The sequence below is a fragment of the Streptomyces apricus genome (genome assembly GCF_008369065.1).
GTDB classification, from domain to species: domain Bacteria; phylum Actinomycetota; class Actinomycetes; order Streptomycetales; family Streptomycetaceae; genus Streptomyces; species Streptomyces apricus.
Genome location: NZ_VDFC01000033.1, coordinates 130,890 through 142,173 on the forward strand (window position 1 = coordinate 130,890; position 11,284 = coordinate 142,173).

General features: G+C 71.2%; 12 protein-coding genes and 1 tRNA gene. 10 read left to right on the forward strand and 3 right to left on the reverse strand.

All coding sequences use genetic code 11. From position 1 onward, the window contains the following. From FGF04_RS11565 to FGF04_RS11585, 5 genes are all read left to right on the forward strand, one after another. Positions 1-345 (forward strand): GAF domain-containing protein (locus FGF04_RS11565; RefSeq protein WP_149511229.1); only part of this gene is annotated, 345 nt, incomplete at its 5' end. A 185-nt stretch (positions 346-530) separates the two neighbouring features. Further along, a complete protein-coding gene (gene tdh, locus FGF04_RS11570) occupies positions 531-1,559 on the forward strand; it encodes an L-threonine 3-dehydrogenase (RefSeq protein ID WP_149511192.1) in 1,029 nt (342 codons plus the stop codon). A gap of 27 nt (positions 1,560-1,586) precedes the next feature. Next, complete coding sequence (locus FGF04_RS11575) at positions 1,587-2,789, forward strand: glycine C-acetyltransferase (RefSeq protein WP_149511193.1); 1,203 nt, start codon at positions 1,587-1,589, stop codon at positions 2,787-2,789. 53 nt (positions 2,790-2,842) lie between these two features. After that, the gene (locus tag FGF04_RS11580) at positions 2,843-3,748 is read left to right on the forward strand and encodes a LysR family transcriptional regulator (protein WP_149511194.1); all 906 of its coding nucleotides are present in this window, start codon (positions 2,843-2,845) and stop codon (positions 3,746-3,748) included. Between the two features lie 47 nt (positions 3,749-3,795). Next, positions 3,796-4,155 carry an MmcQ/YjbR family DNA-binding protein gene (locus tag FGF04_RS11585; RefSeq protein WP_149511195.1) on the forward strand — a complete coding sequence of 120 codons (360 nt, stop codon included), beginning with the start codon at positions 3,796-3,798 and terminating at the stop codon, positions 4,153-4,155. 138 nt (positions 4,156-4,293) lie between these two features. Here the strand turns inward: FGF04_RS11585 and FGF04_RS11590 are convergent, their stop codons facing one another. Beyond that, a complete protein-coding gene (locus FGF04_RS11590) occupies positions 4,294-5,223 on the reverse strand; it encodes a transketolase family protein (RefSeq protein WP_149511196.1) in 930 nt (309 codons plus the stop codon). A gap of 87 nt (positions 5,224-5,310) precedes the next feature. Next, the gene (locus FGF04_RS11595) at positions 5,311-6,048 is read right to left on the reverse strand and encodes a transketolase (RefSeq protein WP_408055605.1); all 738 of its coding nucleotides are present in this window, start codon (positions 6,046-6,048) and stop codon (positions 5,311-5,313) included. A gap of 180 nt (positions 6,049-6,228) precedes the next feature. Here FGF04_RS11595 and FGF04_RS11600 point away from each other — a divergent pair. The 3 genes from FGF04_RS11600 (at position 6,229) to FGF04_RS11610 (ending at position 7,950) form a co-directional block, all read left to right on the forward strand. Next, positions 6,229-6,302, forward strand: a tRNA-Pro gene (locus tag FGF04_RS11600). 339 nt (positions 6,303-6,641) lie between these two features. Then, positions 6,642-7,553 carry a short-chain dehydrogenase/reductase gene (locus FGF04_RS11605; protein WP_149511197.1) on the forward strand — a complete coding sequence of 304 codons (912 nt, stop codon included), beginning with the start codon at positions 6,642-6,644 and terminating at the stop codon, positions 7,551-7,553. 187 nt (positions 7,554-7,740) lie between these two features. Continuing rightward, complete coding sequence (locus FGF04_RS11610; protein ID WP_149511231.1) at positions 7,741-7,950, forward strand: hypothetical protein; 210 nt, start codon at positions 7,741-7,743, stop codon at positions 7,948-7,950. Here the strand turns inward: FGF04_RS11610 and FGF04_RS11615 are convergent. Beyond that, the gene (locus FGF04_RS11615) at positions 7,941-9,089 is read right to left on the reverse strand and encodes an SMI1/KNR4 family protein (RefSeq protein ID WP_149511198.1); all 1,149 of its coding nucleotides are present in this window, start codon (positions 9,087-9,089) and stop codon (positions 7,941-7,943) included. The two genes, FGF04_RS11610 and FGF04_RS11615, sit on opposite strands and share 10 nt — an antisense overlap. Positions 9,090-9,312: 223 nt before the next feature. Here FGF04_RS11615 and FGF04_RS11620 point away from each other — a divergent pair, with 223 nt between their 5' ends. Together FGF04_RS11620 and FGF04_RS11625 are read left to right on the forward strand one after the other, a co-directional pair. After that, positions 9,313-9,711, forward strand: coding sequence for a hypothetical protein (locus FGF04_RS11620; RefSeq protein ID WP_149511199.1), 399 nt, complete (start codon positions 9,313-9,315; stop codon positions 9,709-9,711). A gap of 739 nt (positions 9,712-10,450) precedes the next feature. Beyond that, a partial coding sequence (locus tag FGF04_RS11625; RefSeq protein ID WP_223146373.1) for a COG1470 family protein occupies positions 10,451-11,284 on the forward strand: 834 nt, incomplete at its 3' end.

The window sequence follows — 11,284 nt, forward strand, 5'->3', positions numbered from 1 at the left end:
GGTGGCGACGGGAGCGGGGGCCGGGCGCCGGGCGCGCGGTTCGGGGCCGGCCGCCACATGCCTCGCGACRACGGKTTCTGCCCCCATGTGGTGGTCCGCCGCAAGGCCCTGGTCCTGGAGGACGTGCGGGACTATCCGCGGTTCGCCGGCAACCCGGTCGTCGACGAGTTCGGCATCCGCTCCTACCTCGGCGCCCCGCTCCTGGACCGCACGGGCATCGCGCTCGGCACGGTCTGCGTCACCGACGTCCGGCCCCGGCCGTGGGGGAGGTCCGGCCTGGACACCATCAAGGCGATGGCGGTGGAACTGGTCGACCAGCTCGAACTGCGCGAGGGCGGCTTCTGACCGGCACCGATGTGCCGGCACCGGTGTGAAGGAAAGCTGCGGCGGCGCTTAAGAAATCCTCGATGGACCCGGGGCACCGGCGTACGGCAGATTGCTGGGCGAATCCACTCCTCTCCCCGGTGCGGGTGTCCTCCGGCGTGCCGGGAGGCATGCCAGGAACCGGGACCTCACGCACGGGAGCCCCGTTGAAGGCGCTGGTCAAGGAGAAGGCGGAGCCCGGGCTGCGGCTCATGGACGTACCGGAGCCGGCCGTCGGCCCCGGCGACGTGCTGATCAAGGTCCTCAGGACCGGGATCTGCGGCACCGACCTGCACATCCGCAACTGGGACGGCTGGGCGCAGCAGACCGTGCGGGCGCCGCTCGTGCTCGGCCACGAGTTCGTCGGCGAGGTCGTGGAGACGGGCCGCGCCGTCACCGACATCGCCGTGGGCGACCGGGTCAGCGGCGAGGGACACCTCGTCTGCGGGAAGTGCCGCAACTGCCAGGCCGGCCGGCGCCACCTGTGCCGTGCGACGGTGGGGCTCGGCGTCGGCCGCGACGGCGCGTTCGCCGAGTACGTGGCGCTGCCCGCGTCCAACGTCTGGGTGCACCGCGTGCCCGTCGACCTCGACGTGGCCGCGATCTTCGACCCGTTCGGCAACGCCGTGCACACCGCGCTGTCGTTCCCGCTGGTCGGGGAGGACGTCCTGATCACCGGCGCGGGCCCCATCGGCCTGATGGCCGCCGCGGTCGCCAAGCACGCGGGCGCCCGGCACGTCGTGATCACCGACGTCAGCGAGGACCGGCTGGACCTGGCGCGCAAGATCGGCGTGAGCCTCGCGCTGAACGTCGCCGGGTCGGACATCGCCGAGGGGCAGCGCGTCCTGGGTCTGCGCGAGGGCTTCGACATCGGTCTGGAGATGTCCGGCAACCCGGTCGCGATGCGGGACATGCTCGCCAACATGACGCACGGCGGCCGGATCGCCATGCTCGGGCTGCCGTCCGAGGAGTTCGCCGTCGACTGGTCCCGGATCGTCACCTCCATGATCACGATCAAGGGCATCTACGGCCGTGAGATGTTCGAGACCTGGTACGCGATGTCCGTCCTCCTCGAAGGCGGCCTCGACCTCGCGCCCGTGATCACCGGCCGCTACGGCCACCGCGACTTCGAGGCGGCCTTCGAGGACGCGGCGAGCGGCCGGGGCGGCAAGGTCATCCTCGACTGGACCGCGTAACCCCCTACAGCCTCAGGAGCTCCTGCCATGTTCGACTCCGTGCGCGACGACCTGCGCGCCACCCTCGACGAGATCCGTGCCGCCGGGCTGCACAAGCCCGAGCGCGTCATCGGCACCCCGCAGTCCGCGACCGTGCGGGTCACCGCGGGCGGCCGTCCCGGCGAGGTCCTCAACTTCTGCGCCAACAACTACCTCGGCCTCGCCGACCACCCCGAGGTCGTGGCCGCCGCCCACGAGGCGCTCGACCGCTGGGGCTACGGCATGGCGTCCGTGCGCTTCATCTGCGGCACGCAGGAGGTGCACAAGGAGCTGGAGGCGCGGCTGTCGGCGTTCCTCGGCCAGGAGGACACGAACCTCTACTCCTCCTGCTTCGACGCCAACGGCGGGGTGTTCGAGACCCTGCTCGGCGCGGAGGACGCGGTCATCTCCGACGCCCTCAACCACGCGTCGATCATCGACGGCATCCGGCTCTCCAAGGCCCGCAGGTTCCGCTACGCCAACCGTGACCTCGCCGATCTGGAGCAGCAGCTGAAGGAGGCCGCGGACGCCCGCCGCCGGCTGATCGTCACCGACGGCGTGTTCTCCATGGACGGGTACGTCGCCCCGCTGCGCGAGATCTGCGACCTCGCCGACCGCTACGACGCGATGGTGATGGTCGACGACTCGCACGCCGTCGGCTTCGTCGGCCCCGGCGGCCGCGGCACCCCCGAGCTGCACGGCGTCATGGACCGGGTCGACATCATCACGGGCACCCTCGGCAAGGCCCTCGGCGGTGCGTCCGGCGGTTACGTCGCCGCCCGCGCCGAGATCGTCGCGCTGCTGCGCCAGCGGTCGCGCCCGTACCTCTTCTCCAACACCCTGGCCCCGGTGATCGCCGCCGCCTCGCTCAAGGTGCTCGACCTGCTGGAGTCGGCGGACGACCTGCGCGAGCGGCTCGCCGCCAACACCGCGCTGTTCCGCTCCCGGATGACCGGGGAGGGCTTCGACGTCCTCCCCGGCGACCACGCCATCGCCCCGGTGATGATCGGGGACGCGACCGTCGCGGGCCGGATGGCGGAGCTACTCCTGGAGCGCGGGGTGTACGTGATCGGCTTCTCCTACCCGGTGGTCCCGCAGGGCAAGGCCCGCATCCGGGTGCAGCTGTCCGCCGCGCACTCCACCGAGGACGTGAACCGGGCGGTGGACGCGTTCGTCGCGGCCCGCGCCCAGCTGGCCGCCGAAACCGGCTGAAGGACTGGGCCGGCTGAATTCCGGAGGGCCGAATCCCTGAGAGAATCAGCCGCATGATCGAAGCGCGGCGGCTGCACATCCTCCGGGCGGTCGCGGACCACCGTACGGTGACCGCCGCTGCCGCCGCGCTCTACCTCACCCCCTCCGCGGTCTCCCAGCAGCTGACCGCGCTGGAGCAGGAGACGGGGCACCGCCTGGTGGAGCGCGGTGCCCGGGGCGTCCGGCTGACGCCCGCGGGCGAGATCCTGCTGGGCCACACCAACGCGGTCCTCGCGCAGCTGGAGCGGGCCGAGGCGGAGCTCGCCGCGTACAGCTCGGGCTCGGCCGGCACGGTCACCGTCGCCTCCTTCGCCACCGGCATCGGCCTCGTCGTCGCGCCCGCCCTGGCCCGGCTCGCGCGCACGGCCCCCGGCATCCGGCTCCGCGTCCAGGACGCCGAGGGCGACGCCAGCCTGCCGATGGTGCTCGACCGGCAGATCGACGTGGCGGTCGCCGTCGAGTACCGGGGCGCCCCGGACGCCGACGACCCCCGCCTCGCGCACGTCCCGCTGTACGCCGAACCGTTCGACGCCGTCGTGCCGCGGGACCACCGCCTCGCCGACCGTACGCAGGTGCCGCTGGCCGAGCTGGCGAAGGACCCGTGGATCGGCCCCTACCCGGGCAACCCCTGCCACGACGTGGTGGTCATGGCCTGCGAGCACGCCGGTTTCCAGCCCTCCCTCGAACACTCCTCGGACGACTTCCGGGCGGTCGTCGCGCTCGCCGCGGCGGACGCGGGGGTCGCCCTGGTGCCGCGCTCGGCCCTGCACGGCATGGACCTCGCGGGCGTGGTCGTGCGGCCCGTCGACGGTGTCGCCCCCACCCGCCGGGTCTTCGCCGCGGTGCGCCGGGGCGCCGAGGCCCACCCGCTGATCCGGCCGGTGCTCGACGCGCTGTCGGAGTCCTCCACAAGCGCGTGACCGCTCCCGGCAGTTGATTGTCAGTGGCATTGGCTACGGTGCGTTCCATGCAGGATGCCGATGACGTACGCCGGATCTGTCTCTCCCTCCCGGAGACGGTGGAGAAGATCGCCTGGAGCATGCCCACCTTCAGGGTGGCGGGGAAGATGTTCGCCACGCTGCCCGAGGAGGAGACCTCCATGGCCGTGCGCTGCCCCAAGGCGGAGCGCGACGAACTGGTCCTCGCGGAGCCCGGGAAGTTCTGGGTCGCCGGCCACGAGGCGGGCTCCGCCTGGGTGCGGGTGCGGCTCGCTGCCCTGGAGGACGGGGCCGAGCTGCGTGACATCCTCGCGGACTCCTGGCGGCAGGCGGCCCCGGCCCGACTGCTGGAGTCCTACCCGGAGTTGGGGGTCGTGCCGAGCGGCTGACGCGCCGGGGGCGGCCGGTCCGTCGGCCCGCCGGCGTTGTCAGTGCCGCGTGGCATGATCCGGGGGCTGGTGGGAGCGCGGCACACGGGGGTCGCGGTCCCACCGGTGTTCCGCCTGCCTCCGGCCGGATGCCCCCGGTCAGACCTGCGCGCGTACCCGCAGCCCTTCCCGTACGTCCAGGAAGCCGCCGATCCGCTCCCGCAGCGTCCTCGCGTCCAGTCCGTGCGCCCGTACGTGCTCGTCGACGCTGCCGTAGCGGCGCAGTTCCCGGCGGCCGACGCCGAGGCCCAGCACCCGGTGGGGCAGGTGCGCGAGGGCGTCGTTCGCGGCGGAGGTCGAGGTACCGGCCAGGTACGGCTCGACCAGGACCACGTCGGTGCCGGCGGTGTCCGTGGCCCGGCGCAGCGCCGCCGCGTCGAAGGGCCGCACGGTCGTCGCGTACAGCACGGTGACGTCGAGCCCCTCCGTGGCGGCGAGCACCGGGTCGAGCAGGGGGCCGACCGCGACGACGACGCCGGCCCGCCCTTGCCGGACGGGGTGGAAACGGCTGCCGTCGACGGGCTGCGCCTGCGCGTTCGCCTGCTCGGAGAGCCGTACGTACACCTTGTCGTCGCCCGCCGCGACGGCGTGCCGCAGCAGGGTCGCGGCCTCGTCCGGATGGCCCGGCACGTGCACGGTCCAGCCGTCCAGGGTGTCGAGCAGGGCGACGTCGCCGGGGGACATGTGGGTGAAGCCGCCCGCCGGCCAGTCGAACGACGCGGCCGCGCTGACCAGCACGGCCCCGGCGTCCTGGTGGCCCAGGTCCAGCTTGATCTGCTCGAAGGGCCGCTCGACGAGGAAGCTGGCGAACGTGTGCACCACGGGCCGCAGCCCGGTCAGCGCCAGGCCCGCGGCGGCCCCGATCAGCAGCTGCTCGCGGATGCCGACGTTGATCACCCGGTCCGGATGCCGGCGCAGGGCCTCCTCGAAACCGGCCAGACCGATCTCGGCGAGGACGACGGCGACCCGCGGGTCCTCGTCGAGCAGCCGGGTGACGACGGGGGCGAAGCGCTCACGCATGGAGTCCATCGGAAACCTTTCGGGAGGAGGGGGGAGGGAAGGGGGCGTGGGCGCCCGGCGTGCGGTTCAGGCGTCCGCGGCCAAGGCGTCCGCTGCTCAGGCGTCCTTCGGCTCGACCTGGGCGACGACCACGCGGGGACGTCCCGGATGCGGCGCGGTGAACGCGGCGTACAGGGCCTCGTGGTCCCGGCCGTCGACGGTCGCGGCCGACCAGCCCGCGGCCTCGAACCGTCTGGCGATCCCGCCGGGCAGCGCCCAGCTCGCGGACGAGTTGTCGATCACCACGGTGTGCAGCCGGTCGAGCCCGGCGGGGCCCGCGTAGGCGATGGCCTCGTGGTTGCTGCCCTCGTCCAGCTCGGCGTCGCCGACGAGCACCCACACCCGCGGGTCGTCGAGCCCCTGGGCCCGCAGCCCCAGGGCCGTGCCGACCGCGATCGGCAGCCCGTGCCCGAGCGAACCGCTGCCGATCTCGGCGCCCGGCACGAGCACGCGGTCCGGATGGTGGCCGAGCGGCGAGTCGTACGAGCCGAAGCCGGGGAGCCAGCCGGCCGGTACGAAACCCTTGGCGGCCAGCACCGCGTAGTAGGCCATCGGCCCGTGCCCCTTGGAGAGCAGGAACCGGTCCCGTCCGGGGTCGTCCACCGTCGCCGGGGTCACCCGCAGCACCCGGTCGTAGAGCACCCAGAGCGCGTCGAGCGTGGAGGTCGCCGCCGGGCCGTGCTTCTCGTCCCCGCTCATCAGCCGCATCAGCCCGGGCAGCGCCGCGTAGCCGTCGTGCCCGTACCCCTGCTCGTACCCGTCCGTGTCCCGTCGCTGCGTCGCTGTCGTCGTCATACGGACGATCGTGCAACCTCAAGCAAGATTGAGGTCAAGCCGTCGCCGGCGACGGGACGACGGAGGCGGGAGGCCGGCCAGGGGATGACGCGGACAAAAGGAGTGCGCGACCACCGACCCGAGTGCGGTAGAGTTTCGGTGCGCGTTCGGCCAGGGGAAACCCCAGGTCACAACGGGCAACGGGACGTGGCGCAGCTTGGTAGCGCACTTGACTGGGGGTCAAGGGGTCGCAGGTTCAAATCCTGTCGTCCCGACTTTACGAAGTCGCAGGTCAGAGGGTCCGCCGAAGGGATTCGGCGGGCCCTTTGGCGTGTTCTTGGGGACCGGGTGGGGACCAAGCGGTCCAGCGGGCAGGGTCGGCTCCGCTGCCCGGACACCCTGAGATGCCGCATCAGCCGCACCTGCACGACCGTCGTCACCGAAGCCGTCCTCACCTTGGGGGAGCGACACGGCGGATGACACGTCCCGCGGTGTCCGGGTCGCGGTGCCGTCACCCTCGTAGCTCGCGCCGGCGGGCGGGCCGGGTGAGGGCGTGATCGACTGACCGGGCGCGCGGTGCGGCGCGGGTCGCAAGGGCGAGCCTGGAGGCGGTCATGGCGGGAGAGGGACCGGGCGCGCGGATCGCGGTGGTCACCGGGGCGGCGCGCGGCGTGGGAGCGGCGGTGGCCCGCCGACTGGCCCTGCGGGGCATGCGGATGGCGCTGCTGGGCCGGGAACTTGAGTCGTTGCGCCAGGTCGCGGCCGGGCTGCCGACCGAGGCGCACTGCTTCGAGGTCGACGTCACCGACGAGGCGGCGCTCCAGGGCGCGGCCCGCAGCGTCGACGCACGGCTGGGGCCCGCGTCGGTGGTGATCGCCAACGCGGGGATCGCCGCCGCGGGCCCGTTCGCTGCGTGCGAGGCATCGCTGTTCGACCGGGTGGTCGAGGTCAACCTGATCGGGAGTGCGAACACCGCCCGCGTCTTCCTGCCCCAACTCGCCCGCACCGGGGGGTACTTCCTCCAGGTGGCGTCCACCGCCGCGTTCGGTTCGGCGCCGCTGATGAGCGCTTACTGCGCGTCGAAGGCAGGCGTGGAGTCGTTCGCCCAGGCCCTGCGTACCGAGGTGCGTCCGGCAGGCGTGGGGGTGGGCATCGCGTACGTGCACTGGACCGGCACCGACATGATCGCGGCCCTCGACGACCATCCGGTGCTGCGGGCCCTGCGTTCCCATCAGCCGGCGCCCGCCCGCCGCGTGCACAGTCCCGAGCAGGTCGCCCGATGGCTGGTGCGCGGGGTGGAGCGGCGCGCGGTCAGTGTCTACGCGCCACCGTGGCTGCGTCTGGTGCAGCCGCTGCGTCCGGTGCTGCCGCTGGTGGTGTCGGCGGTGGCGCGGCGTTCGTTGTCGGCGCTGCCGTCCGAGGAGTTGGAGCGGACCACCGGGGTGCTCGGCGTGGGCGGCGCCGCCGACCTGCGGGCGCGCGGCGCGGTACCGCCGGTGCCGCCGGTGACCCCGCCCCAGACCTGATCGGCGAGGGCGCGGGCGCGGGTGCAGTTTGCGCGGTCGGCCGCACGGCGCGGGCCCCGCACCGAATTTGTCCGGCTGCGACCATGGCTGCAGCCTGCGGGGGTAGACGTCGGGAGGGTTGTGCCAGGGCTGAGTGGGCGCGCCCACTCAACCCCCGACGTCGGGAGAAGGAGACCGAGTGCCACGTATGGGCTGGAGTCTGGAGCAGGCTGCGGTGGTCAAGCGATATATGACCATCGCCTCATTTTTCGCGGTGGTGGGAGTTCTGTTCGGGGTGTTTCTGCTTGCCTCAGGAAATTCCGGCGGCTGGGTATTCCTGGCCATGATCGTCATTCCCTATGTGGGTATTGCCCTTTTCTTGAAAAACATGAGAAAAGAGCAACCGGGTCAGTCCTGATCTTGAGCGTTCTGAGCTGCGTACCAGCTGGAGTCGATGGCGGGGTTGCGCAGGGTGCCCCAGAATCGTTCGTCAGGTATCGGTGGCAGTGACGGCCCGCCCAGGTCTGCGTGCAGATCCGCGCGCCAGTCGACCGTGAGGCGACTGCGGATGCCCGCGCTCTCGCACACGGACCGGTAAGGCGAACCCCAGATCCCGTGAACCATTTTCTCCGCGGCCCACCGGCGAGTGCCGTCCCGGTGGGCATTCGCCTGCGCGAGCACCGCACGCAGTCGCAGAACGAGCGGGTCGCTTGGGTCCGGCCGCGATGGGACCTCGCCCCGCTCCAGCGCGTCCAGGGCTGACGTGACCTCCGGGTACTTGTTCAGGCCCGTTTCGACCGCCAGTCTGCGCAGCTGTTTTTGAGCGGCTTCCACCACCCGCTCCCGCGGCAGGACCGCGAGCAGTGCACCGAGTTCCTCCAGTCTGTGCAGGTGGCTTACGTGGAGGAGGTCGGTGGGAGTGCAGGAGAGGTCCAGCTCCGGGAGCTGTTCATCCGGTGCGGGAAGAGGATCTTCGGCACTGCCCCACTCCGGATGGGCGGGCATCGCCCACTCCCAGAGCAGCCGGCCGTTGAACGTCACTACACCGGCGTCCCGCCCGCACTCAAGCCGGTCGGCCAGCTCCGCCAGATACCCACCCAGTGAGTCGGCCTTCCCGAAACTGGTGCCGGTCTCGTCGAAGAACCGTCCGATCGCGCCGAAGGAGCCCCGCCCGGTACGGCAATCGATCACGAGGCCGTCGGACGTCGCCCCGTAGGAACCGAACTTCACGTAGCCGTGCTGCCAGTAGTCCTCGTCCTCCTCGTCCAGGGTGTCGGCGGCGGCGCGCATGAACCTGGTGTCATCGAGGATCCCGCTCACTTCCAGTAGCCGGTCATGCGTGCTGAATTGGAAGGTCTCCGGTCCGTCCAGCGCCCCGTCGTGCCGGAGCAGTGAAGCGACCAGGTCCGGAGGGAAGGTGAGGCCCAATTCATCCTGTGCCGCCTTGATCTCCTCGACGCCCGCGGGCGGCCGGAGCGTGGCGAAAGTGCGAGGCGCGTGCTCGCGCAGCCAGGCGTCGATGCGGCTCCATGAATCCTGGACCAGGTCTGCTGTCATGGAGCTGACTCTAGAATCAGCCACTGACAGCTTGATCGTCGCGCACCGGCAGTCCGGCCGATCCGGGTGTGACGCGTGTCCCGGCTCACCACGTCGTTCGGCGGCCGACGAAGCCTGCAAAAAGAAGTCTGGCAGTCATGGGAGAGAGGGCATGGAGACGACGTGCAAGGATGCCAGGATGTCTCGCCGATCACGCCTTCTGACGTGGGCCGCCGTAGCGGCCTTGTCCGCCGCACTGCTCAGCCTGCTCCTCTACACCCTGGACGACAAGAGTGACGACGAGGTCTTCCCCGTCAGCACGGAAGCCACGTCACCCGCGGTGGCTCGGACGGTGCGTGAGCATCTTCACCTGTCCCGCCCTTCGGGGGAGGAGAAGATGGTGCGGATGACGGTGGACGGCATTCTGCGCGAGCAGCACTACAACGCCATTACGGGCTCTCTGGACTTTCTCGACGATGAGGGCGAGGTCGTCGACCGGGTTCCCTTCCAGGAAGAGGGTCTCGCCATAGGGTCGATAGAGAGCTCGACCAGCGAGCACATTCCGCACCGGCGCGTCGAGGACATCACCTCGGTCAGACTTGGACCCGGCCTGAAATTCTCGCAGTGGCGCGACAAGCCGTAAGAGCTCGTGACGCCGTCCTGATGGAGCATTCTTGAGGCGCCGCCGGCAGATCAGGCTGCACGCCGGCCAGACGCTGCCCGCAGCGTCCGTATCGGGTGTTCGACTCCGGCGGACCCGGTGTCGTCCAGGACGCACAGCATCCGCGGCCGGGGCATCGGGACGCCGGGCGGTTGCTCACGCGCGTCGGCGGGCCGCGCGCGAGTGTCCCACCGCCCACCTTGCTGTCGGCACAGTTCTCAACGCAGCCGGCCTCACTGCTCAGGGCAGGGTCAGGCTCACCGGCGCCAAGGTCACGGGATGGATCTCCTTCATCGAGGCTCATCCCGGGTCCGGCCCGGCCGCATACGGCTGGAGGGGCTGAACTACGAGGCACTCGCCCCCGCCTGCCGGCCGCCCGACGACTGGTTCTACTGAGACGCGATGCCGACGGGTTCGTACCGCACGCCTACGGGCAGCTCGCGGCCTCCTGCCGTCGGGTCGGGGACGACGCGGCCGCGCGTACGGTCCACCCCGCCAAGCAGCGTCGCCATCGCGCTACTCTCCCCGCCCATGCATACTTGTGGGGCTACGCACAGGACGACACCGGCTGGCTACTCGCGACAACGATCGCAGTAGGCATCAGCCGTACCCTCAGCCGGTCCCGAAGCGAGGGCCGGGGCAGCCTGTTGCACCTCTTCGGGCACCCATCGTGCCCCGGGGCCTGCTGACCTTGTACCGCTGCTGCGTTTAACGTCCGGGGGTGAGCCTTTGGACCTCCCTGGAACCCGCCTCCGCGACTGTGGACCCGGGTGGCAGTACGACGGTGCGGCTGCGTCTGCGCAACACCGGTGACGTCGTCGACGAGTACCGCTTCGAGGCGGTCGGTGATCTGGCGCCCTGGACGGTCGTGGAGCCGCAGGTGCTGCGGCTGTACCCGGGGACGACGGGGTCGGTGGACCTGACGTTCGCGCCGCCGCGTACGCCGGACGCGACGGCGGGGCCCAACCCGTACGCGGTACGGATCACACCGACCGAGCACCCGGAGGCGACCACCGTCCCCGAAGGCAATCTCACGATCACCCCTTTCGCCGAAGTCCGGGCCGAGTTGGTGCCCCCGACGGTCAAGGGACGTTTCCGCGGACGTCCGAAGCTTGCGGTGGACAACCTCGGCAACACGAAGATCACCGCGTCCGTCGGCGGCAGTGACAACGGCGATCAGTTGTCGTACGACATCCATCCGTCCAATGTGCAGATCGAGCCGGGGCGGGCGGCGTTCGTGAAGACGACGCTGAAGCCGCGTCAGATCATCTGGTTCGGCTCCAAGGAGGACCGGCCGTACACGCTGGCCGTGCAGCGCTCCGGAGTGACGCCGCTGGACGTGGAGGGCATGTACGTCCAGCGAGGGTTCCTGCCACGCTGGCTGGCCACTTGCCTCGGCATCTGCATGGCCCTGGCGATCACGTTCGTGATGCTGTGGATCGCCTACAAGCCACAGGTGCGCAGAGCCGCCACCGAAAAGCAGGAACAGCCAGGCATCAGTACCCTGGCGCCCTCCCCCTCACCTTCCCCCGAAGCACACCTTCCCCCGAAGCAC